Source organism: Polaromonas hydrogenivorans, assembly GCF_040105105.1.
GTDB lineage: Bacteria > Pseudomonadota > Gammaproteobacteria > Burkholderiales > Burkholderiaceae_C > Polaromonas > Polaromonas hydrogenivorans.
Genome location: NZ_CP157675.1, coordinates 1,806,179 through 1,829,654, shown reverse-complemented (window position 1 = coordinate 1,829,654; position 23,476 = coordinate 1,806,179). Strand labels below are relative to the sequence as shown.

Genomic DNA, 23,476 nt, shown 5'->3' with positions numbered 1-23,476 from the left:
TCCCCATGGCCCACATCACCTTTTTCGAGAAACCCGGCTGCGGCGGCAATGCCAAACAAAAAGCCCTGCTGCGCGCCGCCCGCCACACGCTGGATGCGCGCGACCTGCTGAGCTGGCCCTGGACGGCCGAGTCGCTGCAGCCCTTCCTGGCGCCGCTGCCGGTGGCCGACTGGTTCAACCGCGCCGCGCCGCGCATCAAGTCCGGCGAAATCATTCCTGAAACGCTGGACGCCGAGGCGGCGCTGGCCCTGCTGCTGGCCGAGCCGCTGCTGATCCGCCGCCCGCTGATGGCGCTGGGCGAGCAGCGCATGGCCGGCTTTGACGCCGAACGCGTCCACGCCTGGGTCGGGCTCGGCCCGAACGCGCCCCTTTCCCAAGTGCCCCGAGTGCCCCGAGCGCCACTGGAAGGCTGCGCCGCCGCAGCCGGCCACTGCGCCTCCACCCCATCCTGAACCGGAGAAAACCCATGCCCATTTACGACTACAACTGCCAGGGCTGCGGCCACCCGTTTGAAGCATTGGTGCGCGCCGGCAGCACGCCGGCCTGTCCGCAATGCGGCAACACGGCGCTGGAAAAGCAGGTCTCGCGTCTTGCCCCTGCCGGCAAGATCGAAGCCATCCGCATGGCCCACCGGCGCGTCGCCGCCGCCCAGGGCCACCTTGATCACTACAGCCCCTCCGACAAAGCCAAACTACTCCAGGGAAAGAAGAACATCTGATGGACCTCGTTTACACCACCACCATGCTGACCCAGGGCGGGCGCAGCGGCCAGATTCAAAATGAAGAAGGCAGCTTCAAGCTCAAGCTCGCCGTGCCCAAGGAAATGAAAGGCAGCGGCGACGGCCCGAATCCCGAGCAACTGTTTGCCGGTGCCTTTGCGGCGTGTTTCGAGCACTCGGTCCGCCACATCGCCAAAACCGACAAGCTGCCGCTGCGCGGCTGCTACATCGAAGCCGTGCTGTCGATGTACGTCAATTTCGAGGGCGCCTACCGCATGGCGCTGACGCTGACGGCCTTCATGGCCGGCCCGCTCGACCAGAGCACCGCCGACAGCCTGATGGAACGCGCCAAGGGCATCTGCCCCTACGCCGACGCGACCAAGACCAACATGACGCTGAACCTCAAAGCCGTGCTCGACACGCCGGAGGCCGCATGAGCGCCGCGCCGGGCTACTTCATGGACTGGGACGGCAACATCCGCAGCACCGATGATCCGGGCGGCAACTACCTGTGCGACGTGGACCGGGGCGCGCGCTATGTCGGCGTGACCACCCAAAGCGGCGCGCTGGTGCATGAAGCCACGTTCTACAAAGACCTGGCGGCGATTGAAAAGGCGGGCCTGAAAGGCGCCGTGGTGCCGGGCAGCCACCCGTGGGGCAAGGAAGGCGCGGCGTAGTAGATCGCCCGGCAGAAAAACATCCTGGCGGCTGGCCGGCCGGAACTGAATTTGCTATTTTTTTAATAGCTGTCTGCGCATATCCAGCATGCGCAAACGGCCTTTTTTTACCCATAAATACCTGAAAGTAAGCCGCAGAAAGCCGCCTTCAGCGCTCCCCTTCCCCGTCCACATAACCACGCCACTGCTTCATGGCGTTGCGCATCGTCAGCAGCTGGCGTTCAAAGCGCGGGCAGGCCTTGCAGATGAGCAGGTGCATTCGCAGGGCGGCGCGGTCTGCCAGGGGCAGCGCCCGATCCTCGCGGGCGACCATCAGCGCGGCCGCTTCCTTGCAGGTCAGCTTCAGGGGATAAGTCGGTTTCATAGGGCTTGGGGGTTCGCAAACCAGTTCAATTCAAGACACTCGCGCAGCCGCTGGCGGGCGCGGTGCAGTTGCACGTAAAGATTGGTCGGCGTCAAGCCCAGTTCCTTACAAATCTCTTCGCTGGAGAGTTCGAGCCACTCGCGCATCAGGAACAGCCGCCCCTGCGCGGCGGGCAGCTTGCCGGCGCAGGCTTCAAGCACGGCAAAAAACTGGCGGCTGCCCAGTTCCTGCTCGGGGTTGCCCCAGTCGGCGGGCTGCTCGGCAAAGTGGCCGTCGGGCGCGAACAGCGCCTGGTCCAGCAGGTCGTCGGCGCTGGCGTCGTCACCCTGAGGGCTCAGGCTGACCTCGCGGCCCTGCAGGCGCAGCGCGTCGATCACCTTGTGCTTGAGGATGCCGACCAGCCAGGTCTTGAGCTGGGAGCGGCGCTCGAACGCCTGCGGCCTGGCCAGCGCAGCCAGCACGGTTTCGGACACGGCGTCTTCGGCCCAGGTGTCGTTGCGCAACTGCAGCCGCGCAAAGCGCAGCAGGTAATCGCGGTGCGAGGCAATTTGCTGCTCGAAAGCGCCGGGGTTGGTGAAATCCATGCCCGCTAGTGTAAGAAAACCCGCGCCCGTCCGACCAAACGCGACACACAGGAGTTTTCTCATGCGCCCATCCTCATCCTTCTTCTTCACCCGGCACCTGCTGGCCCTGGGGTTAGCACTGGCATTACCCTGCGCCCCCGCCTGGGCCGTCAAGCCCGGCGAGATCCCCGTGCTTACCGGCCGCACGCTGGCGAACCAGCCTTTCAGCCTGGCGGCCCTGCGCGGCAAGGTGACGCTGGTGGTGTTCTGGTCCACCGATTGCCCGGTTTGCCGCGACAAGATGCCCGAGCTGCGCGCCAATGCGCAGGGCTGGCGCGGCAAGCCCTTCGAGCTGATCACCGTCAGCGTGGACCGCAAGCTGCAGGACACGGCCGAATACGAGCAGCTGGTGCTCACGGTGGTCAACAAGAACGAGCGCCTGCTGTCGATGTGGGCGGGCGACACGGCCTACCGCAGCAGCATCGCCCGCCCCGTCCACCTGCCCGCCGCCTACCTGCTGGACAAGTCGGGCCGGGTGGTCGAGCAGTACAGCGGCCGCATCCCGCCAGAGGCCTGGGACCGCATTGCCGATCTGCTTTGAAAAAATAATTTCAATCCGCTGTAAGAACGGCCCGCGCCAGCAGACCAACACGTAACCAGCCCCAAAGCAGCCCCGCTTGCGGAACGCATCACCGGCTGGTGTTTTTGAGCCCATCACTTTCAATCACCTTCAACCTGCCTTCAAGGAGTTTTCAAATGAACAAACGCACCCTGATTTCCGCCGCCGCCACCTCGCTGATGTCCCTGGCGATGTTTTCCTCGCCCGTGATGGCGCAGGACAACATGGCCAAGGAAAAGTGCTTCGGCATTGCCAAGGCCGGCCAGAACGATTGCGCCAGCATCACCGGCGTGCACAGCTGCGCCGGCCAGTCCAAGGTGGACAGCGACAAGGGCGAATGGAAATACGTCGCCAAGGGCAGCTGCGAGAAAGTCGGCGGATTGAACCTGGACCAAGTCAAGGCCGCCGCCAGGAAAGGCTGAAGACCATGCCAGTGACCGCCATCTTTTCGCCCGACACGCCGGCCATGGGCATCGGATGGCGGCACCCGCATTACGCCGGGCTGCTGCAGACCGGCCCGGCGCTGGACTTCATCGAAGTCCATTCCGAGAATTTCTTTGCCCCCGGCGGCGCGGCCCGCGCCGTGCTGCGCCAGGGGCGCGAGCACTACCCCGTCAGCCTGCACGGCGTCGGCCTGTCGCTGGGATCGGCCAGCGGGGTGGACGAATGGCACCTGGCGCAACTGGCCGGGCTGGTGCAAGAAATCGAGCCGGTGCGCGTCAGCGACCATGCCAGCTTTGCACGCGGGCACATTGCAGGCATCGACGCCCCGGTGCATGCCGCCGACCTGCTGCCCGTGCCCTTCACCCGCGAGGCGCTGGCGGTGATGTGCAGCAACGTGCAGCGGGTGCAGGAGCGCCTGAAGCGCCCCATCGCCGTCGAAAACCTGTCCGCCTACCTGGACTGGAACGCGGCCGACATGCGCGAAACCGAATTTCTGGCCGCCCTGGCGCAGCGCACCGGCTGCAGCCTGCTGGTCGATGTGAACAACCTGTATGTCAATGCGCAAAACGCCCGCTTGCGCGGCGCGTTGAACAGCGCGCCCGGCGACGCAGACGCGGCGCTGGCCAGCTGCCGCGACTGGATCGACCAGATCGCCGCCAGTCCGGTAGCCGAGCTGCACCTGGCCGGCCATGCGCACCTGGGCGACATCGTGATCGACGACCACGGCAGCCGGGTCTGCGCCGAAGTGTGGACGCTGTACCGCCACGCGCTGGCCCGCCTGGGGCCGGTGCCGACACTGATCGAGTGGGACACCGACGTGCCGCCGCTGGACATGCTGCTGGACGAAGTGGCCCGTGCGCGCGGCATCGCCCAAGACCGCCCCGCCACGCGCCAGCCATCGACCGAGGCCCGCCCATGAACGCGCTGGCCCAACAACAGGCGCTGCTGCAGGCGCTGTGGACACGGCCCGGCCACACCCCGCCGCTGGACACCCTGCTGGCCGCGCCGTGGCAGCGCGGCCTGGCGGCTTACCGCACCAACGCCAGCGCCTTGGCCGAACGCGCACTGCAAGCGGCCTACCCGGTGGTGGCCGAGCTGATAGGCGCAGGCAGCTTTGCGCTGATGGCGCGCCAGTTCTGGCAGCAATACCCGCCCGTCTGCGGCGACCTGGCCCGCTGGGGCGACGCCCTGCCCGGCTTTCTGGCCGGCGAGCCGCAACTGGCCGATGTGCCCTACCTGGCCGACGTGGCGCAGGTGGAATGGGCGCTGCACCGCAATGCTGGCGCACCCGATGCAGCGCCTTTTGAGCCGGCCAGCTTTGCCCTGCTCGGCCAGCACGAGCCCGACGCGCTCACGCTGCGGCTGCCGCCCGGCACCGTGCTGCAGCGCAGCCGCTGGCCGGTGCTCAGCCTGATCAGCGCCCACCTGCACAGCGAACCTTCGCTGGACACCGTGGCCGCCCGCATGCAGGCCCGCCAGGGCGAAACCGCGCTGGTCTGGCGCCAGGGCCTGCGCCCCCGCCTGGCCGCCTGCACCGATGCCGAAGCCACACTGATTGACGCGCTGCTGGCGGGCCAGTCACTGCTGGCCGCGCTGGAGGCAGCCGAGGCGAAAGAAGCGCAATTCGATTTCAGCGCCTGGCTGAACGCAGCGGTCACGCAAGGCCAGGTGCTGGGCGCCGCCACCCTCCCCTGAAAAAAACAAGGAATCCCCATGTCCATCACGACACTGGCCCGCAGCGGCCTGACCCTGTGGCAAGGCCTGAGCACCGCCCTGAACAGCACCCGCCCGCTGCTCGCCCTGCTGGCGCGCTGCTATGTGGCCGAGGCGTTTTTCCTGTCCGGCCTGACCAAGCTGCGCGACTGGGACACCACGCTGGCGCTGTTTTCCGACGAATACCACGTCCCGCTGCTGCCGCCCCCGCTGGCAGCCTTCATGGGAACCGGCGGCGAACTGGTGCTGCCGGTGCTGCTGGCGCTGGGCCTGGGCGGGCGCTTTGCGGCGCTCGGCCTGTCGGTGATGAACGTCGTGGCGGTCATCAGCCTGAGCGAAATCGCCCCCGCCGCCCTGCAGCAGCACATCACCTGGGGAGTTCTGCTGGCCATGCTGGCGGTTTTTGGCAGCGGCAGCTGGTCAGCCGACAGCCTGCTGGTCAAGCCCTGGCTGCGGCGGCGTGGCTGGCTGGAGCGGAGTTGACTTTGCTATTGATTAAATAGCTGCCCGCGCACCACCAGCGTGCGCAAAAGTCCTGTTTGGCTCTTTCAGCGCTCAGGCCGGAAGCCGCATCGGGTTGTTCGCATGCGCCTGAGCATGACGACAGGCTAAATTCGCGGCAAAGCCAGCCATTGACCGGCCAGGTGGTGCACGGCAATGCGGTGGTCAAACACGCCTTCGAGCGCGCGGTGCGTGGCGGCGTCAACGCAGGCACCCTGGTGCATCACCCGGCCCTTGTCCATCACCACCAGTTCATCGGCCTGCAGCGCGAACGAGATTTCATGCAGCACGCTGACCACGGTCTTGCCGCTGGCGACCAGATCGCGCACCATCAACAGCCAGTCGGTCTGGTGCGGCGGGTCGAGGTTGGCCAGCGGCTCGTCCATCAGCAGCACCTCGGCCTCGACCGCCAGCGCGCGCGCCAGCAGCACGCGCTGGCGCTCGCCGCCCGACAACTGGCCCAGCGGCCGGCCGCGCCAGTCCCAGGCCTGCGTGGCGCGCAATGCGCGCTCGACGGCCGCATGGTCGGCGCTGCTCGGCGGCGCCAGCCAGGCCTGGTGCGGCAGACGTCCGAGCATGGCCACGTCGTAGGCCGTCAGGTCGTCGGCCGAGCTTTCGTTCTGCCCCAGCCACGACAGTTGCCGCGCCCGGTCGCGCCCGCGCATTTTGGCCATCGGCTGGCCGAGCAAGGCGACCTCGCCGCTGTGCGCCAGCAGCCCGGCCAGCGCCTTGAGCAGGGTCGATTTACCCGCGCCGTTGGGTCCGACGATGCTGGTCCAGCGTGCGCGCGGCAGCACCAGTGAAATGTCGTGCAATATCTCATCATTTCCGAGCTTTGCGCATAACTGTCGGGCATCTATAGCTATAAATTCCATAGCAAATCGTGGCGGGTTCGAGGTCACAGTCCGCTGCCTCGCCCGGTATGCCGGTGCATCAGCCAGAGCAAATACGTACCGCCCAGCACGGCCGTCAGCACGCCCACCGGCAGCTCCTGCGGCGCCACCAGCCCCCGTGCCAGGATGTCGGCGGCGGTGAGCAGCACCGCGCCCATCAGGCTGGCCAGCGCTATCAGCCGGCCGTGCGTGGTCTTGACGACCGAGCGCACCAGGTGCGGCGCGGCCAGTCCGACAAAGGCGATCAGCCCGGTTTGCGCGACGGCCGTGCCGGTGGCCAGCGCCAGCACCGCCACCAACGCGGCGCGCATCTGCGGCAGCGGCAATCCCAGGCTTTGCGCGGTGGCTTCGCCCAGCGCCAGGCCGTCGAGCGCATGGCTCATCATCCAGGCGGCCAGCATGGCTGCGGCAAACACCGCAGCCATGATGGCGCAGGCGGTCCAGCCGACAAGGCCGGTGTTGCCCAGCATGAAGGACTGCATCGCCTGCATGATCTCGGGCGTGAGCAGCAACACCAGCGAGGTGATGGCGCCCAGCACCACGCCGACGATCACGCCGGCCAGCAGCAGCCGCAGCGTGTGCTGCACGCCCTTGGCCAGCAGCAGCGTCAGCAGCACGGCCAGCACGGCGCCGACAAAAGCCGCGCCGGTTAGCCCGATGCGCGCCAGCCAGTGCGTGGCCAGCGGCGAGATGCCGAACAGCGCCATGGCCAAAGCCACGCCCAGCGAGGCGCCCGAAGCGCTGCCCAGCAGGTACGGGTCGGCCAGCGGATTGCGGAACAGCCCCTGCGCCACTGCGCCGGCCAGCCCCAGCAAAGCCCCCGCCAGCCAGGCGCCCAGCGTGCGCGGCAGGCGGATTTCCGAGACGATCAGCAGCGCCTGCGGGTCGCGCTGCAGGTCCAGCACACTGTCAAAGCCGGTGCTGCCGACGCTGACGCCCAGCAGCAGCAAGGCGGCTGACGTGACAGCCAGGCCAAGCGCCAGCCAGAACGCCTTGCGGTGCGGGTGCGTGAACGCCTGGCTCATCCGGCCTTGTCCACGATGCATTTGGCCATGATGCGCGCCGCCTCGGCCATGCGCGGTCCGGGGCGCACCAGCACGTCGGACTCGTCCGGCGTGAATACGCAGATGCGCTTTTCGCGAATGGCCTTGATGCTGCCCCAGCCCGGATAGGACTGCATGGCGTCGGCATTGCGGCTGCCCACCATGATCAGGTCCGGGTTGGCGCGCACCACGAATTCAGGGTTGATGCGCGGAAACGGCCCCAGCGCGGCAGGTATCACGTTCCTGACGCCCAGCCGCGTGAGGGTTTCGCCGACGAACGATGACGCGCCAGCCGCATAAGGCCCACGGTTGACCTCGAAATACACCTGCGTGCCTCTAAGCTTCGGGGGCAGCGACTGCGCAGCCGCCGTTACGCCGCTGTCGATGATGCGCCAGAGCCGGTCCGCGCCCACGGCATCGGGAATGTCAAGCAGCAGGCCGAGTTTTCTCAGCACGCGCTGCACATCGGCATGGTTCTTGGGCTCCAGCGCCAGCACCTTGATGCCCAGCGACTCCAGGCGCTCGCTGGCGCGCGAGGAGATGGCCAGCAGCACCACGTCGGGCTTGAGCGCGACGATGGCCTCGATGTTCGGATCAATCCCGCCGCCCATCACCGGCAGGCTCCTGACGCTGGCCGGGTGGTTGGAATAGCGGTCCACGCCGACCAGGCGATGGCACTGGTCGAGCGCGCACACGCCTTCGGTCAGCGAAGGCAGCACGCTGACGATGCGCTGCGGGCTTTGCGCGAAGGTGACGCTGACGCCCCGGTCGTCGGTGATTTGCAGCGCGTGGACGGGCGCCATCGCCGTGAAGCCCACCAGCAAAAAAGCGGCGAATGCCTTCATGGCCGGCCTTTCAGGGTCAGCGGCAGCCCGGCCGCCATCAGGGTGACGCACTCGCAAGCCCGAGCCACGTCCTGGTTGAGCCGTCCGAGCGCATCGACAAAGGCGCGCGTCTCGCGCCCGAGCGGAATCACGCCCAGCCCGATCTCGTTGCCGACCAGCACGACCGGGCCGGCGGCGTTTTCGATTGCTCTCAAAACCATAGCTACCTGCGCAGATGGATCATGCGCAGAAGCCTTGTTTTGTTCATAATTTTCGGCGGGCATGAGCAAATTGGTCAGCCACAGCGTCAGGCAGTCCACCACGACCAGCGTGTGTGGCTGGCTGTGACTGGCCAAGGCCTCGGCCAGTTGCACGGGTTCTTCAACCGTCTGCATGCCCGGCACGCGCCCGGCGCGATCCTGCCGGTGGCGCGCGATGCGTTCGCGCATTTCCTCGTCCCAGGGCTGGGCCGTAGCGATCAGCACGGCCTGGTGCGCTGGCGAACTGGCCAGCCAGCTGCGCGCCAGCAACTCGGCGCGGCGCGACTTGCCGCTTTTCTGGCCGCCCAGGATCAGCTCGCTTTTGGCAATCGCCAGTTCGTCAACCATGCTGGCGGCCCCAGTCCATGATGAGCTTGTGCAGCTTCTCGACGCCATCGGTCAGCGAAGCCGGGCCGGGCTGCAGGATTTCGGACGACTTGATCTCGAACAGCTGATTGTTTTTGATGGCCGGCACGTTTTCCCAGCCGGGCCGGGCCGCGACCAGCTCTGGCCTGAACTTCTTGCCGCACCAGGAGCCGAAAATGATGTCGGGCGCGCGCCGCACGATCTCCAGTCCGTCGGCGATGATGCGGCCCTTGCCCATGGGCTCCTTCGCCAGTTCGGGAAAGCAGTCGTCGCCGCCGGCAATGCCGACCAGTTCGGACACCCAGGCAATGCAGCTGATGTGCGGGTCATGCCATTCCTCGAAAAACACGCGTGGGCGGCGCTTGAGGCTGGCTGCCGCCTGCTCGATTTCAAGCAGCCGCTGCTGCATCCGCCGGATCAGCCCCAGGCCGCGCTCGACCTGCCCGACCATGGCGGCAAGCTGGTACAGCATCGAGAAAATCTCGGCCACGCTGCGCTGGTTGAAGATGGTGACTTGGATGCCGTGCCTGATCAGCTGCGCCGCGATGTCGGCCTGCAGGTCTGAAAAGCCGATCACGCAGTCGGGCCGCAATTCAACGATCTTGTCGATTTTGGCGCTCAGGTAGGCGCTGACCTTGGGTTTTTCGTCGCGCGCACGCGGCGGGCGAACGGTGTAGCCCGAAATGCCGACGATGCGCCGCTCTTCGCCCAGCAGGTACAGCCATTCGGTGGGTTCCTCGGTCAGGCAGACGATGCGCTGCGGGCCATAGGCTGCGCTGTCGCCGCCGGCGGCCAATGCGCGCCAGCCGCTGGTTTTTTCAGTCATGGTCTTCCTTCAAAAACAGGCGCGCCGCCGCCCCCGGGCTGGACGCGAACCAGGCGTGGAAATAACTCGCTTTGACCGAACCGGACACATAAAGTGCCTCGCCTTCGCCGCGCAAGGTGCGCCCCGGCGCGGCCCGGGTGCTGCTTGCGGCCTGCAGCGGCGTGGCGCAGGTGGAATAGTGAAACGTGTGGCCGCGCAGCATCCCGCCCGCCACCTCAAGCTGCTGCGGCCCGAGCGCGGCCAGGCGCTTTTGCATGGTCACGCTGCCGGGCAGGATGCCCCACATCGGGAAAATGCTGCCCTCAATGTTGGCGAGCTGATCGAACAAGGCCATCATGCCGCCGCACTCGGCCCAGACCGGCTTGCCGGCCTGGACGAGGCGGGTGATGCTGCTTTTCATGGCGGCGTTGGCGGCCAGGGTTTGCGCATGCAGTTCGGGATAGCCGCCGGGCAGCCACAGCGCATCGCAGGGCGGCAGCGCGCTGTCCTGAAGCGGCGAGAAATAAACCAGTTCGGCGCCCATGGCCTGCAGGCAGTCGATATTGGCGGCGTACAGGAAGCAGAAAGCCGCATCGCGCGCCACGGCAATCGTCCGGCCCTGCAAGGCGCCGGCCGCAAAGTCCTGTCCCGCCGCATCGCTGCCCTCGAAATCAACGGCCCAGGCCTGCAGGTCATCGGCCGTCATCTGCCCCAGCCTGGTTTGTGCCAGCGCATCGGCCGCCGCATCGAGCCGCTGCATCGCATCGCCGAGTTCATGGTCCATGACGAGGCCCAGATGCCGTTCGGGCAGCGTCAAGGCCTCATTGCGCGTCAAGGCGCCCAGCCATTGCGCCGGGTCGCGCAGGCTGTCCTCCAGCATCACGGCATGGCCGGGCGACGCCACCCGGTTGGCCAGCACACCGGCAAAGCTCAAGCCTTCGCGGTAATGCTGCAATCCCCAGGCCAGCGCGCCAAAGGTTCCGGCCATGGCGCTGGCATCAATCACCGCGACTACCTTCAAGCCAAAACGCTGCGCCAGATCCGCCGCGCTGGGCTGGCCGTCAAACAGTCCCATCACGCCTTCGACGATGATCAGGTCGGCCTGAAGCGCCGCATCGTGCAGGCGCTGCGCGCAGTCCGCCTCGCCCGTCATCCACAGGTCCAGCTGATGCACAGCCGCGCCGCTGGCCAGCGTCAGCCAGTAGGGGTCCAGAAAATCCGGCCCGCACTTGAAGACGCGCACCCGCCTGCCCTGCCGCACATGCAGCCGCGCCAGCGCGCAGGCCACGGTGGTCTTGCCCTGGCCGGAGGCCGGAGCGGCGATGAGGATGGCGGGGCAGCGGGCCATGCTTACAGGGGCGCCCACTTCACGCCGACGTAGAACGAACGCCCAGCCGTCGCATAGGTGCGGGCCAGCTCGTACTGCTTGTCGGCCAGGTTGTCCACCCGGGCCAGCAAGGTCCAGTCCTTGGCCAGCGGCGTGCTGGCGTTCAGGTTCAGCAGGCTGTAGCCGCTCAGCACCCTGGTGTTGGCGGCATCGTCAAAACGCTTGCCCGAGAACTGCGCTTCGGCGCCCAGCAGCCAGCTGCCCACCCGCGTGTCGGCGGAAAGCGTGCCGTGCTGCTTGGCGCGGCGCGCCAGTGACTTGCCGGTATTCAGGTCGCGTGGATTTTGCAGATCGAGCGAAGCCGCCAGGTTCACGCCGCCCACGGCATGCGAGGCCGTCAGCGTGGCACCGGAATACTCGGCGCGCGCCGTGTTGGCGTAGCAGCCGAATGGCGAGGCACAGGTGCCCGCGCCAACAAAGGAGATGAGGTTATCGACCTTGTTCCGGTAAGCCACCAGCCCGGCGCTGCTAGCGCCCTGCGACCAGCGCAGGCCCAGCTCCAGGTTGCGGCTGCTTTCAGGCACCAGCGTCGCCACGCCGTACTGGCTGAAGCGCTGGTACAGCGTCGGCGCCCGGAAAGCCGTTCCCGCCGAGGCCGAGGCGCGCCATTCGGGCGTGAAGGCATAGGCATAGGCGGCGCTGCCGGTGGTCTTGCCGCCAAATTCGCTGTCCTTGTCATGCCGCACATTGAGCTGGACGGTGTGGCTCTTTTCAGTGAAGCCATAACCCAGCGCCACGGCATTTTGCGAACGGCCCTGGTCGATGGGCGCATTCTTCAGATGGTCTTCCTTGCGTTCAAGGGCGGCGGTGAAGAGATGCGCGCCCAGGCGGAACTCGTTCTGCAAGGTGTAGCCGCGCAGCCGGGTGGTCGTCAGGTAGGGCGAGGGCGTGGTTTCGTAGCGGTCCTCTGATTCGGTCATGCTCAGCCGGGTGCTGTAGGCGTCGGTCCACTGCGCCTGCCAGTTCAAGCCCAGCGCATGCAGCTTGTGCAGACTGAGGTCATCGACCGGCCTGGCGGGACTGTAGCCGAACGCGTCGTAGTGGGATTTCATGTCGCTGTACAGCAGCGTGGCGTCCAGGCTGTGGGCAGGGTTGATCTTGAAGCCGAGACGGGCATTGGCCGATGTACTGCGGTAGCCGTCTTGATCGGGATTGCTGAGCGTTGTCGCGGAGTTGCTCAAACGCTGCGGCTGCGAGTCAAATCCATGGCTGATTTCGCGCGCCACGCCCAGCGCATAGTCAAAACCGCCGCTGGCGCCGCTGAAGCCGGCATCCAGCTTGCGGGTGTAGTGGGTTCCCACGCCCACGCCGACGAATGGCGCAAAACCCTGTTCGCCGCGCTTGGTGAAGATCTGGATGACGCCGCCCAGGGCGTCCGAGCCATACACCGCGCCGGCCGGACCGCGCAGCACTTCAATGCGGTCAATCAGCGCCAGCGGAATAGTTTCCCACGCCGCGCCGCCGGTGGCTTGCGAATCGACCCGCACGCCGTCGATATAGACCGCCGTGAAACGCGACTCGGCGCCGCGCAGAAACACACTGGTGGTGGCGCCGGGGCCGCCGTTGCGTGAAATTTCAATCCCGGGAACGCGCTTGAGCACATCGGCAAGACCGGCGGCACCGCTGCGTTCGATGCGCTCGCGGTCAATGATGGTCACATCGGCCACCACATCGCTCAGGAGCTGGGCGCTGCGGGTGGCCGTGACGACGGTTTCTCGGAGTTGCGGCGCAGGCTGTGTTTGTGCAGCAGACGGAAATGCGGTCGCCAGGGCCAGTGGCAGCATGGCCAGGCGCAGATTGGAAATACAGGTTTTCATGGAAATCAAGCTATCAACAAAATACTCTCACCGGCTTCCCCGCCAGTGCATGAGCGTTACGAGCGCGCCAATTCCTTGAAAAAAGGACGTGCGCATTCACCTTGTTGGCCGGTATCCGGGCTGACGGAACTGCTTTCATCGCCTTCCCAAGCGCGTGTTCAAAACGCTCAGTGGCTCATGATGACAACTGAATGCAACCCTGGATTCCAGGGTGCTGCATTCGTCCGTTTACCGTTGCGGGGGCAGCACAGGTTAGAAATCAAGGCGCTTGCAAACCGTCTGATCCGGCGCACATGGCATTGGCTTCCTCCTGCTTCCCGTTGAACTGCAGAGTGTGAACCACACTGCGAGCACCAACAAGAGGCATTCTACGCGGCAAAATACTGCTGACCCTACAATCGGAATCGCCATGTCGAACCAACACCAAGTCGATCCAATCGACCAAATTACCGAACGCGTAGATCAGCTTTTGCTGCGCTACGAAGAATTGCAGCGCACCAACATGCAACTGGGCGAACAAGTCAGCGTCCTGAAGCTTGAACGCGACTCGCTCAGGTCACGGCTGAGCGCCGCGCGCGCGCGCGTGGATGCCCTGATCGAACGCCTGCCCGAAAGCACCGATTCCGTTGTCAATACACCCGTGGGGCCTGCGCGATGAAACAGCTGGAAGTACAGATCATGGGACAGAACTACATGCTGGGCTGCCCTGAAAACAGCGATATCCGACTGCTTGAAGCCGTTCATACGGTTGACTCGGCCATGTGCCAGATCCGCGATGCCGGAAAAGTCAAGGCGCGCGACCGCATCGCCGTACTGGCGGCGCTCAATCTGGCTTACCAACTGCTGGAGCCAGCGCCTGCGCCTGCCCCAGCGCCTGAACAGGCCACCGACGCGCCAGATGCAGCCAGCCAAGCATCGCAGGCCCAGCTGAAAGCCTTGCTTGAAAGGCTCGACACGGCGCTGGCCAGTCCGAACCCCGCGCATTGATTTTTTGGCCTGTCGCCTGGCAACGGCTCAGTCGTATGGGCCTACAATTGAACGGTCTGCGGTGCGTGCTGGGCTTTATATTTCCTTGAACCAATGCTCCACGAGCACGGGCTTGGTAAATTGTCAGGCAGGTGTGATCGTCTCGCGTCAGACGAACCCGAAGCCTGACTGCCCTCGCCCACCTGAACCCCGGTTCAGGATGACGGTCCGGTGGCATTCGCAGACACCTTATTTTTCTTCCCGCTTCAGGCAAGCGCCGTTCTGACCAGAACGCAGCGCTCGCCTTTCCAAGCCTCAACTCCACCGGCCATGATTCTCGAACCCCTGCTGATCGCTGAACTGGCCGTGCTCGGCGTGAGCACCGGTTTTCTGGCCGGACTGCTGGGCATTGGCGGCGGCATGCTGATGGTGCCCTTCATCACGATCATCCTGGCCCATCGCGGCGTTTCCGCCGACCTGGCCGTGAAAATGGCCATTGCCACCTCGATGGCCACCATCATCTTTACCTCCCTGTCCAGCGTAAGGGCGCACCACCGGCGCGGCGCGGTGCGCTGGGACATCGTCAAACGGCTGGCGCCGGGCATTGTCATGGGCAGCATCATCGGCAGCCTGGGCGTGTTCGCCCTGCTCAAAGGCGCTTACCTGGCCATTTTCTTTGGCCTGTTCGTGAGCTTTTCCGCAACCCAGATGTTCCTCGACAAAAAGCCCAAACCGACGCGCCAGATGCCAGGCACGGGCGGCCAGCTGGCTGCCGGGGGCTTTATCGGCTTCCTGTCGGGCCTGGTCGGCGCAGGTGGCGGCTTCATCAGCGTGCCCTTCATGGCCTGGTGCAATATCCCGATTCACCATGCCGTCGCCACCTCCGCCGCGCTGGGTTTTCCGATTGCCGTGGCCAATGTGCTGGGCTACGCCATCAGCGGGCAAACCGTGCAGAACCTGCCGGAAGGCGCTTTTGGCTATATCTGGTTGCCGGCGCTGCTGGTGATTGCCATTTGCAGCTTCCTGACCGCCCCGCTGGGGGCCAGGGCCGCGCACAGTATTCCGGTCGGCAAGCTCAAGCGGGTGTTCGCCAGCATCCTCTACCTGCTGGCGGCCTACATGCTCTACAAGGGTTTGAGCAGTTAAGCCGAGTGCGTTGAAGCGTTTACTGCTCAGGCGGTGAGCGGCGATGCCATCAGCACCATGCCATCCTCATCGGCATACAGCCAGTCCCCCGGATGGACCCACACGCCCTGGACCTGAACGGCGAGGCCCTGCTGGCCTTCCTGGCGTTTTTCAGTCGGCAATGGCATGGCGGCCAGCGCCCTGATGCCGGTGCTGCACTGCGCCAGTTCGGCGACATCGCGGACGCAGCCGTCAATCACGACGCCAGCCCAGCCGTTTTTGGCCGCCGTAGCGCCCAGATTGCCGCCCAGCAAGGCACGGCGCAATGACGCCCCGCCATCGACGACCAGCACGCGGCCCTCGCCGGGCGAATCCACCGCAGCCTTGACCAGCGAGTTGTCCTCGAAGCATTTGACAGTCACCACGGGGCCGCTGAATTTCAGGATGCCGCCAAAGTCTCTGAAAACCGGCGGCAGCACGCGGAACTGGCCCGAACTGTCGTTTTTATGGATGTCACAAAGATCACAGGTAGCGAATGACGGGGAAGCGTTCTGGGTCATTTTTAATTCGTTTTCAAGAGTGGGGATTCAGGAATTTTCCAGGTGTACGGGCTGGACTATGGTGTGCGGCAAGACGCTCAAGGGTGATTTTTTGATTTTCAGGGGTAAATCTGCAAAAAGACTCTGGAAATAAAGTGTTTTACCGCTTTCAAACAGGATTTTCTCCAGTAGCATGCGCTAAGCCATGGCGAAGTCGATCTTCCCGTGGCGATTTGTCAACTGTCTAGAAGGAATCAATCATGGCAACTGCAAAAAAAGCGCCTGCAAAAAAAGCTGCTCCGGAAACAACTGTCGCCGCTAAAAAAGTAGCTACGGCGAAACCGGCAGCAAAGACAGCTGCTGCTCCGGCCAAAAAGCGCACCCCGAATCCAGCCTTCATGAAAGCGCTGACCCTGAGCCCCGAGTTGTCTGCCGTGGTGGGCGACCAGCCTTTGCCACGCACTGAAATCGTCAGCAAGCTGTGGGTTTACATCAAGGCCAACAACCTGCAGGACCAAACCAACAAGCGCATGATCAATGCCGACAAAAAACTGCTGGCCGTATTCGGCAAGCCGCAGGTGTCGATGTTCGAGATGGCCGGCCTGATCGGCAAACACGTTAGCTAAATAACGGGTTTAAAAGGGCTTCTTTCAGCCCCATCGAATGGCCGCTTTCAGCGGCTTTTTTTATGTGCAGGCACTGCGCACCGCGCCGGCTGGAATTTTCATCGGATTGTGATGCTTTCAGGCCATTTGCGCACAGTGGGCATGCATATAAAGCTACTTTTTTAATAGCAAGCAGCATTATCCCCAGATGACCGAACGCATGGAAATCGAGCCGCCCTGAAAGCTGGTGTTGAAAAACTTCATGGGCTCGTGCTTGTCCACCGCCCCTGCGGCATAAAGAAGCGGCAAATAATGCTCATGGGTCGGATGGGCCATTTTGGCCAGAGACCCCAGTTGCTGGAAATTCTGCAACGCATCCAGGTTGCCTTGCTGAACATAGCCGCCAATCGTCTGGTCAAATTCCAGCGCCCAGTCATAAGCCTGGTTGCCCCCGGCACCGCGCTGCATCTGGCGCAGGTTGTGAACAATGTTGCCGCTGCCCACGATCAGCACACCCCGGTCGCGCAGGGCCTTGAGCTGCCTGGCCAGCGCGTAATGGTCTTCAGGCGAACGTCCATAGTCCATGCTGAGCTGGATCACCGGAATGTCCGCTTCGGGAAACATGGGCTTGAGCACCGCCCAGGCACCGTGGTCGAGCCCCCACTCACCCACATCGAGCCCCAGCGGCGCTGATGCACGCTGCCTGACCAGCAGGCTGATGGCCTGGGCTGCAGCCGGATCACCGGGCGCGGGATATTGCTGGTCGAACAGTTCCTGCGGAAATCCGCCGAAGTCATGAATGGTTTTGGGCTGCTGCATGGCAGTGAGCCACCAGCCTTGCGTCAGCCAATGCGCCGAAATGCACAGAATCAGTTGCGGCCGCGGCTGTTTGCTGCCAAATTCAGCACCCAGCGCTTGCCAGCTGCGCCGGTATTCATTGTCGCCAATGGCATTCATGGGGCTGCCATGACCCAGGAACAGCACGGGCATCCTGTCGGATTTTTTCAGCGATGACAACCGGTCGAGCGCGGCAGCGTCAGGTGTGGTGAGCATGATCGGTCCTGTAATGATCGGGTAGGAAAAGTTTTGCCTAATGCAAGGGATGCAGGATTGTCGGCTTCTTTGGTGCAGTAGTCCTTCAAAGTCAATCGCAGTTTTCCTATTGTGAAAAACCCAAAATACTGCAAAAAACAATACGTTGCAGATACCATAAAGTTCAACAGGCAAAGTGCATTTACTCCCCAAAAAAGGGAGGTTAGCCTCTGAATAAATGTAAAAAATAGTTACAAATCGGTAATTATCACTAGTTGACAAAACCTGCTGCCTGTTATATTGCACTGCAACATATTTCATTTTTAACAACAATTTCACCAAAAAAGGTTCGTTCCCATGCTGTATCAACTCTATGAATCCCAGCGTACCCTGATGGAGCCGTTTGTTGACTTTGCGCAGGCAGCTGCAAAACTCTACGGCAGCCCCCTCTCTCCCATGGGCAAAACGCCATTGGCCCAGCGCGTGTCCGCTGGCTACAGCCTGATGTACCGGCTGGGCAAGGACTACGAAAAGCCATCCTTCGATATTCATCAGGTCGATGTTGACAAGGCAGGCGTCAGTCTGGCGATTCATGAACGCGTTGAAGTCGACAAGCCTTTTTGCGAACTGCGTCGCTTCAAACGCTTTACCGATGATTCGGCGACCCTCACGCAACTCAAGGACCAGCCCGCCGTACTGGTGGTGGCGCCCTTGTCGGGACACTATTCGACCTTGCTGCGCGATACCGTCAAGACGATGCTCAAGGACCACAAGGTTTACATCACCGACTGGAAAAACGCCCGCAACGTGCCTTTGTCCGACGGCGCTTTTCACCTCGACGACTATGTCAACTATGTGCAGGAATTCATCCGCCACCTGCAGGGCAAGTATGGCAACTGCCACGTCATCAGCGTTTGCCAGCCGACCGTGCCGGTGTTCGCAGCCATTTCGCTGATGGCCTCCCGTGGCGAAAAAACCCCGCTGTCCATGATCATGATGGGCGGCCCGATTGATGCCCGCCGGTCGCCAACCGCCGTGAACAACCTGGCCACGACCAAACCCTACGAATGGTTTGAAAACAACGTGATTTACCGCGTTCCCGCCAATTTCGCGGGCAAGGGCCGGCGCGTTTATCCGGGCTTTTTGCAGCACACCGGCTTCGTGGCCATGAACCCCGACCGGCATGCCTCCAGCCACTACGACTACTTCAAGAACCTGATCAAGGGTGACGACGCCAGCACGGAAGCGCACCGCAAGTTCTACGACGAGTACAACGCCGTCCTCGACATGGACGCGGATTACTACCTCGAAACCATCAAAACCGTGTTCCAGGATTTCAAGCTGGTCAACGGCACTTGGGACGTGATGTCTCCGGAAGGCAAGCTTGAGCGGGTGAAACCGGGCGACATCAAGACCACCGCCGTGATGACGGTCGAAGGTGAGTTGGATGACATCTCCGGCTCCGGCCAAACCCGTGCCGCACTGGATATGTGCAGCGGCGTGGTGCAGGAGCAGAAAACGCACCTGGAAGCCAAGGGTGCAGGCCATTACGGCATCTTCAGCGGCCGGCGCTGGCGCGATATCGTCTATCCGTCCGTAAAAGCCTTTATTCTTGAACACAACAAGCCTTTTGCGCAGCCGGAGCAAGCGCTTGAAGCTACAAAAAAGATAGCAAAATCAGCAAGGGCAACCAAGGCAGCGGCGCCTGTGACCGTTGAAGCGCCAGTAAAGCCAGCATCGGTTGAAGCAGCAAAACCGGTGGCTGGTTTACGCACTGCGGTAGAGGCGGCCAAGTTAAAGTCAACTGTCGCCCAGCTGGCTGCTGATGCCGAGGAAAAAACGGTTTCCAAGCCAGAGCCTGTGGCTGAAGCCATACAGCCACCGAATTTAGTGACGGCCACGGAATCAAAACCAGCAGCAAAACCCGTGCTGGTGGCGGTGAAAAACACGACCGCCAAAACCGAACCCGTCACTGAAGCCGCAGCACCAGCAGTTCAAGCGGCGACTGAGCCAGTGGTATCCACCACGGCAGCGCCTGTTGCTGCCTCTGAAGCTGCAGCCAATACCCCGCAGCCCCCTGAAAAGTCAGCCGCCTGAGAAAGCCTGGCGCGGTCGGTCAAATGACGGCGCCAGAACCAGGGGCTGATGGAGCGGTGGGACAATAGCGCCGTGATTTCTCCCCCCCAAAGCACCCTCTTTGACCGTATCAATGCGGCATTGCCCCAAACGCAATGCACGCGCTGCGGTTTCGCCGATTGCGCGGCTTACGCGCAAGCCATCACCCTGGGTGAAGCCGCCATCAACCAGTGTCCGCCGGGCGGCGCGGAAGGAATAGCGCGCCTTTCACGGATCACCGGCTTGCCGGTGCAGCCGCTGAATCCGCTCAATGGGGTTGAAGCTCCACGCGCGGTCGCCATCATTGACGAAGCCTGGTGCATAGGCTGCACCCTGTGCATCAAGGCATGCCCTACCGACGCCATCATCGGCAGCAACAAGCTGATGCACACCGTGATCGAGCCCTATTGCACAGGGTGCGAACTGTGCGTTGCGGCTTGCCCTGTGGACTGCATCAGCCTGGAAAACCTTACCGGCACCCTCACCGGCTGGAACGCCTGGTCGCCCCAGGATGCAGAAACCGCCCGAAAACGCTACGAATCCCATCGCATGCAGCACACGCACGACAACAACGCCCAGCCTGAAAAGCTTCAGGAAAAAGTATCGCCCACACCAGCGAAGCCGTCAGTCCTGCCACTCCCGCTCGGGGACGAAGAGGCGCAACGCAAGCGTGCGGTGATCCAGGCGGCCCTGGCAAGTGCCCGGGCACGGCGCAACAATGATTGACGCAGAGCCGCCCGGCATCAGCAACTCTTGCCCGGAACCCATAGCCGCACGCCCTAAAGCATCCACATTTGCCATGGGTTCCATTCTTGGCCCCGCGCGGCGCCTGATGGACCGGTTGACCTATCCGCGCAAATTCCTGCTGATCTTTCTGCTTTTTGCACTGCCGCTGGGGCTGACGCTCTATCTTTTGGTCGGAGAAATCAACCGCTCGATCCAGTTCGCCGAAAAGGAAATCGCGGGCGTGCATTACCTGCGCCCTTTGCGTTCGCTTCAGGAACAGGTCGCGCGCAGCCGGCTGGTCGCCGCCGCCTACCGGAGTGGCCAGGCCGACCAGCGGCCCGAACTGGTGAGGGTGCAGGCAAGCATCAAGGCCGGGCTGGCAGAACTTGACCAGATCGATGCGCAGCTCGGAAGCGAGCTTGAGTCCACCGCCAAACTGGGCATCATCAAGGAAAACGCCCTCTTCCTCTCTCACCGGCTGCTCGACGTACCACCGGTGAACACCGACGCGCTGCACGGCATGCTGCAAGATGACATCAGCACGCTGGTGGCGCATGTAGGCGATATCTCCAACCTGATCCTCGACCCCGACCTCGACTCGTATTACCTGATGGAGGCGGTCCTGCTCAAGCTGCCCGATGCCGCCGACCTGCTGCTGCAGGCCCGGCTGCTGGTGCAGGCCCGCAGCCAGGCTCCGATGCAAAAACTCCCCCTACGGGCCAAAGAGGGGGAAAACGCCGACCTGATCCGGCTCAGCGGCCTGATTGAATCCAATCTGAGCCGTACCCAGTACGGCGCCCAGACGGCGTTCAAGAATGAAAAAACCGGCCAGCTCAAGTTGCGCCTGACCGACGCGGTGCAATCCTATAACCAGGCCATCAAGGACGCTGTGGCCGCCCTGCGCAGCCTGACAGAGCCTGAAGCAGTGCCGGCCAGCGCCGACACGGCCGGGCAGTTGCTGACGCGCGGGCAAGCCGCCAATTACATTTTGGGCGAGCGTGAGTCGGCAGAACTGGAAACCCTGCTCAAGACACGCATCCAGAGCTTTCAGCAGCGCATGCTGGGGGTGATCGTCTTCGTCGCTGCCGTGCTGGCCGTCGTGCTCTACCTGCTGCTGGCCTTTTATGCCGGCGTGATGCGAACCGTCACACGCCTGCGCGAAGCTTCCGAGCGCATGCTGGACAACCGCGAGGACAAGGCCATCACGCTGGACACGCACGACGAACTGGGCGAAGTCGTGCTGGCCTTCAACCGCGTGGCCGACCGGATGCGCACGGAGAAGACGCAAGCCGAAGTCGAAAGCCGGCGCGCCCGTGCGGCCGAAGAAGAGGTTCGCTCGCGCGAGTCCGAACTGGTTCGCGCGCGTCAGGTCGCCGAGGAGGCGGTGCGCGCCAAAGCGGCCTTCCTCGCCACCATGAGCCACGAGATCCGAACCCCGCTCAATGGCGTGGTCGGCATGAGCACCCTGCTGGCCGAAACCGCTCTTGATGCCGAGCAGCGCGACATTCTTCAGACCATCAGGCTCTCCAGCGACCAGTTGCTGGCGGTGATCAGCGACATCCTGGATTTTTCCAAAATCGAGTCCGGCCGGTTTGACCTGGAGAGCGAACCCGTCAGCGTGCACAACATGATCGAGGAAGCCTGCGACATCGCCGCGCCGCGCGCCCGCGAAAAAGGCATCGAACTGATCGTTGACGTGCCGGGCGCGGCGGCTGGTGGTCCGCCACCTGCCATCCTGGGCGATGTGACACGCCTGCGCCAGATTCTCATCAACCTGGTCAACAACGCGGTCAAGTTCACCGACCATGGTGCGGTTTCCGTGCACAGCCGGCTGGCCGAAGCGCCCGATGCCCAGGGACTGGCCCTGATCGAGTTCAGCGTGCACGACACCGGCATCGGCATTCCTCCGGAGCGTGTTGGCGCGCTGTTCGAGGCCTTCATGCAGGTCGATGCATCGACCACGCGCAAATATGGCGGGACCGGCCTGGGCCTGGCCATCTGCAAGCGCCTGGTCGAGCTGATGGGCGGCGAGATCAGCGTCACGAGCAAGCTCGGCAAGGGTTCGATTTTTTCGTTCACCGTGCGCGCCGCGCTGGCCGAATTGCCCAAGGAGCTGACGCCGCTCGACGCGGCGGCCCTGCAGGACAAGCGCGTTCTGGTGGTGGACGATCACCATGTGAATGTCCGGGTGCTGATGCGCCAGCTGCGGCAGTGGGGCATGCGCGTGGCCAGCGCCGTGTCCGGTGCCGGGGCGCTGGACGTGCTGGACCACACCCCGCTGCCAGACGTCATCATCACCGACATGCACATGCCGGGCATGGACGGCCTTGAGCTGGCCGGCCACATCCGCAAAAGGCCCGGCAGCGAGCGCCTGCCGCTGATACTCCTGAGTTCCGGCTTCATGCCAGGCGGTGCAGGCGCCGGCCCCTTCAATGCCCGGCTGCTCAAGCCCGCGCGCCAGAACCAGCTTTTCGAGGCGCTGGCCCGCTGCCTGTCTTCGGACTCGGTGCTGCAGTCCATCAAGGCAGAGCGGGTGGACATCCGGAAAAACGTGACCATTCTGGTTGCCGACGACAACGTGGTCAACCTGAAGGTGGCCTGCGGTATTTTGGCGCGACTGGGCTACGACGCCGTCACCGCCGCTGATGGCGTGCAAGCCGTGACGGCCGTGGCCGACAGCATGAACAGCGCAAGGCGCTTTGGCGCGATCCTGATGGACCTGCATATGCCGGGCATGGATGGGCTGGAAGCCACGCAGACGATCAAAAAACGATTTGGCCATGCAGCGCCACCCATCATCGCACTGACGGCTGATGCCTCCATCGAAGACCGGGAACGCTGCGAAGCCGCAGGCATGGATGATTACCTCACCAAGCCGTTGCAGGTGGTCGAGCTGACCCGCGCGCTGGCGCGCTGGGCGGAAACCGCAACTCTTGAACCGGCCGCCAGCGCCCTGCCCGCGTACTCTGCTTCTCCCGCTCAAAGAGCCGTGGACTTCACCCGGCTCGAAGAATTTCGTGAATTTGACCCCGACCTGGAGACCGCGCGCGAAGTCATTGAAATTTTCATGGCTGACACCCCGGCGCGCCTGACCGCCATTGCCGATGCGCAAACAGATGCAGCCCGGCTGGCCGAAGCCGCTCATGCGCTGAAAGGCTCGGCATCCAACGTCGGCGCGCAGGCACTGGTCGCGCTGACCGCAAGAATCGAGGAACTGGCCATGTCAGGCGCCATTCCACCCGAGATGGATCAGGTCTCGCGGCACCTCGATGAAAGCTGGCTGGTCACACAAACCGAACTGAAGGCATGGCTGAGCACCAACGCAAAAGCGGCCATCAGCCAGCCTTGAACGGCCCAGCCAGGGCCTTGCTCGCG

The 23,476-nt window shown here is 63.6% G+C and carries 27 protein-coding genes, 1 other RNA gene and 1 riboswitch; of the genes, 17 read left to right on the top strand and 11 right to left on the bottom strand.

Translation table 11 applies throughout. The features are described from left to right. Positions 1-5: 5 nt before the first annotated feature. From ABLV49_RS08615 to ABLV49_RS08600, 4 genes are read left to right on the top strand one after another with little or no spacing between them, the layout of a single operon-like run. Positions 6-452, top strand: a complete 447-nt coding sequence (locus tag ABLV49_RS08615) for an ArsC/Spx/MgsR family protein (RefSeq protein WP_349281187.1) — start codon at positions 6-8, stop codon at positions 450-452. 14 nt (positions 453-466) lie between these two features. Further along, on the top strand, positions 467-718 hold the full coding sequence (locus tag ABLV49_RS08610; RefSeq protein ID WP_349281186.1) for an FmdB family zinc ribbon protein: 252 nt from the start codon (positions 467-469) through the stop codon (positions 716-718). Further along, the gene (locus tag ABLV49_RS08605) at positions 718-1,155 is read left to right on the top strand and encodes an Ohr family peroxiredoxin (RefSeq protein ID WP_349281185.1); all 438 of its coding nucleotides are present in this window, start codon (positions 718-720) and stop codon (positions 1,153-1,155) included. Before ABLV49_RS08610 ends, ABLV49_RS08605 begins: the two co-directional genes overlap by 1 nt. Then, positions 1,152-1,394, top strand: coding sequence for a hypothetical protein (locus ABLV49_RS08600; protein WP_349281184.1), 243 nt, complete (start codon positions 1,152-1,154; stop codon positions 1,392-1,394). The genes ABLV49_RS08605 and ABLV49_RS08600 overlap by 4 nt, the downstream gene beginning before the upstream one ends. Before the next feature lie 148 nt (positions 1,395-1,542). Here ABLV49_RS08600 and ABLV49_RS08595 read toward each other — a convergent pair whose 3' ends face one another. After that, complete coding sequence (locus tag ABLV49_RS08595; RefSeq protein WP_349281183.1) at positions 1,543-1,758, bottom strand: zf-HC2 domain-containing protein; 216 nt, start codon at positions 1,756-1,758, stop codon at positions 1,543-1,545. After that, positions 1,755-2,342 carry a sigma-70 family RNA polymerase sigma factor gene (locus ABLV49_RS08590; protein ID WP_349281182.1) on the bottom strand — a complete coding sequence of 196 codons (588 nt, stop codon included), beginning with the start codon at positions 2,340-2,342 and terminating at the stop codon, positions 1,755-1,757. The genes ABLV49_RS08595 and ABLV49_RS08590 overlap by 4 nt, the downstream gene beginning before the upstream one ends. A gap of 61 nt (positions 2,343-2,403) precedes the next feature. Between ABLV49_RS08590 and ABLV49_RS08585 the strand changes: the two genes are divergently transcribed. The 5 genes from ABLV49_RS08585 (at position 2,404) to ABLV49_RS08565 (ending at position 5,580) form a co-directional block, all read left to right on the top strand. Continuing rightward, on the top strand, positions 2,404-2,922 hold the full coding sequence (locus ABLV49_RS08585) for a TlpA family protein disulfide reductase (RefSeq protein ID WP_349281181.1): 519 nt from the start codon (positions 2,404-2,406) through the stop codon (positions 2,920-2,922). A gap of 155 nt (positions 2,923-3,077) precedes the next feature. Continuing rightward, entirely contained in the window at positions 3,078-3,362 is a 285-nt protein-coding gene (locus tag ABLV49_RS08580; RefSeq protein WP_349281180.1) for a BufA1 family periplasmic bufferin-type metallophore, read from the top strand. A gap of 5 nt (positions 3,363-3,367) precedes the next feature. Next, positions 3,368-4,303 (top strand): DUF692 domain-containing protein, encoded by a 936-nt coding sequence (locus ABLV49_RS08575; RefSeq protein WP_349281179.1) that lies wholly within the window; start codon positions 3,368-3,370, stop codon positions 4,301-4,303. Continuing rightward, positions 4,300-5,079 (top strand): DNA-binding domain-containing protein, encoded by a 780-nt coding sequence (locus tag ABLV49_RS08570; protein WP_349281178.1) that lies wholly within the window; start codon positions 4,300-4,302, stop codon positions 5,077-5,079. The genes ABLV49_RS08575 and ABLV49_RS08570 overlap by 4 nt, the downstream gene beginning before the upstream one ends. Positions 5,080-5,097: 18 nt before the next feature. Next, positions 5,098-5,580, top strand: coding sequence for a DoxX family protein (locus tag ABLV49_RS08565; RefSeq protein ID WP_349281177.1), 483 nt, complete (start codon positions 5,098-5,100; stop codon positions 5,578-5,580). Between the two features lie 125 nt (positions 5,581-5,705). On the opposite strand, the gene ABLV49_RS08560 is transcribed toward ABLV49_RS08565, so the two are convergent. The 7 genes from ABLV49_RS08560 to ABLV49_RS08530 are packed head-to-tail and all read right to left on the bottom strand — an operon-like array spanning position 5,706 to position 12,993. Next, positions 5,706-6,473, bottom strand: coding sequence for an ABC transporter ATP-binding protein (locus ABLV49_RS08560; RefSeq protein ID WP_349281176.1), 768 nt, complete (start codon positions 6,471-6,473; stop codon positions 5,706-5,708). A 23-nt stretch (positions 6,474-6,496) separates the two neighbouring features. Then, on the bottom strand, positions 6,497-7,516 hold the full coding sequence (locus tag ABLV49_RS08555; protein WP_349281663.1) for a FecCD family ABC transporter permease: 1,020 nt from the start codon (positions 7,514-7,516) through the stop codon (positions 6,497-6,499). Beyond that, complete coding sequence (locus tag ABLV49_RS08550; protein WP_349281175.1) at positions 7,513-8,379, bottom strand: ABC transporter substrate-binding protein; 867 nt, start codon at positions 8,377-8,379, stop codon at positions 7,513-7,515. Before ABLV49_RS08550 ends, ABLV49_RS08555 begins: the two co-directional genes overlap by 4 nt. Beyond that, positions 8,376-8,966 (bottom strand): bifunctional adenosylcobinamide kinase/adenosylcobinamide-phosphate guanylyltransferase, encoded by a 591-nt coding sequence (gene cobU, locus ABLV49_RS08545; protein WP_349281174.1) that lies wholly within the window; start codon positions 8,964-8,966, stop codon positions 8,376-8,378. Before cobU ends, ABLV49_RS08550 begins: the two co-directional genes overlap by 4 nt. Next, entirely contained in the window at positions 8,959-9,810 is an 852-nt protein-coding gene (locus ABLV49_RS08540) for a cobalamin-binding protein (RefSeq protein ID WP_349281173.1), read from the bottom strand. The genes cobU and ABLV49_RS08540 overlap by 8 nt, the downstream gene beginning before the upstream one ends. Then, entirely contained in the window at positions 9,803-11,137 is a 1,335-nt protein-coding gene (locus tag ABLV49_RS08535) for a cobyrinate a,c-diamide synthase (RefSeq protein WP_349281172.1), read from the bottom strand. The genes ABLV49_RS08540 and ABLV49_RS08535 overlap by 8 nt, the downstream gene beginning before the upstream one ends. 2 nt (positions 11,138-11,139) lie before the next feature. Further along, positions 11,140-12,993, bottom strand: coding sequence for a TonB-dependent receptor domain-containing protein (locus tag ABLV49_RS08530; RefSeq protein WP_349281171.1), 1,854 nt, complete (start codon positions 12,991-12,993; stop codon positions 11,140-11,142). 89 nt (positions 12,994-13,082) lie between these two features. Beyond that, a riboswitch (cobalamin riboswitch) is annotated at positions 13,083-13,366 on the bottom strand. Positions 13,367-13,402: 36 nt separating this feature from the next. Between ABLV49_RS08530 and ABLV49_RS08525 the strand changes: the two genes are divergently transcribed. From ABLV49_RS08525 to ABLV49_RS08515, 4 genes are all read left to right on the top strand, one after another. After that, entirely contained in the window at positions 13,403-13,651 is a 249-nt protein-coding gene (locus ABLV49_RS08525) for a DUF904 domain-containing protein (RefSeq protein WP_349281170.1), read from the top strand. Next, the gene (locus ABLV49_RS08520; protein ID WP_349281169.1) at positions 13,648-13,980 is read left to right on the top strand and encodes a cell division protein ZapA; all 333 of its coding nucleotides are present in this window, start codon (positions 13,648-13,650) and stop codon (positions 13,978-13,980) included. The genes ABLV49_RS08525 and ABLV49_RS08520 overlap by 4 nt, the downstream gene beginning before the upstream one ends. 50 nt (positions 13,981-14,030) lie before the next feature. Beyond that, positions 14,031-14,210: non-coding RNA, 6S RNA (gene ssrS / locus ABLV49_RS26020), on the top strand. Positions 14,211-14,289: 79 nt separating this feature from the next. Further along, complete coding sequence (locus ABLV49_RS08515) at positions 14,290-15,105, top strand: sulfite exporter TauE/SafE family protein (protein ID WP_349281168.1); 816 nt, start codon at positions 14,290-14,292, stop codon at positions 15,103-15,105. Between the two features lie 26 nt (positions 15,106-15,131). On the opposite strand, the gene rraA is transcribed toward ABLV49_RS08515, so the two are convergent. Next, entirely contained in the window at positions 15,132-15,644 is a 513-nt protein-coding gene (rraA, locus tag ABLV49_RS08510) for a ribonuclease E activity regulator RraA (protein ID WP_349281167.1), read from the bottom strand. Positions 15,645-15,883: 239 nt separating this feature from the next. On the opposite strand from rraA, the gene ABLV49_RS08505 reads away from it, so the two are divergent. Next, complete coding sequence (locus tag ABLV49_RS08505; protein ID WP_349281166.1) at positions 15,884-16,249, top strand: SWIB/MDM2 domain-containing protein; 366 nt, start codon at positions 15,884-15,886, stop codon at positions 16,247-16,249. 177 nt (positions 16,250-16,426) lie between these two features. Here the strand turns inward: ABLV49_RS08505 and ygiD are convergent, their stop codons facing one another. Next, the gene (gene ygiD / locus ABLV49_RS08500) at positions 16,427-17,281 is read right to left on the bottom strand and encodes a 4,5-DOPA dioxygenase extradiol (protein WP_349281661.1); all 855 of its coding nucleotides are present in this window, start codon (positions 17,279-17,281) and stop codon (positions 16,427-16,429) included. A 336-nt stretch (positions 17,282-17,617) separates the two neighbouring features. Between ygiD and phaZ the strand changes: the two genes are divergently transcribed. The 3 genes from phaZ to ABLV49_RS08485 all read left to right on the top strand — a co-directional run bounded on the left by phaZ (position 17,618) and on the right by ABLV49_RS08485 (position 23,450). Then, positions 17,618-19,357 carry a polyhydroxyalkanoate depolymerase gene (phaZ, locus tag ABLV49_RS08495; RefSeq protein WP_349281165.1) on the top strand — a complete coding sequence of 580 codons (1,740 nt, stop codon included), beginning with the start codon at positions 17,618-17,620 and terminating at the stop codon, positions 19,355-19,357. A gap of 48 nt (positions 19,358-19,405) precedes the next feature. Next, on the top strand, positions 19,406-20,101 hold the full coding sequence (rsxB, locus tag ABLV49_RS08490; protein WP_349281164.1) for an electron transport complex subunit RsxB: 696 nt from the start codon (positions 19,406-19,408) through the stop codon (positions 20,099-20,101). Positions 20,102-20,174: 73 nt separating this feature from the next. Further along, positions 20,175-23,450: a response regulator gene (locus ABLV49_RS08485; protein WP_349281163.1), complete on the top strand. Its 3,276-nt coding sequence runs from the start codon at positions 20,175-20,177 to the stop codon at positions 23,448-23,450. Positions 23,451-23,476: the final 26 nt, after the last annotated feature.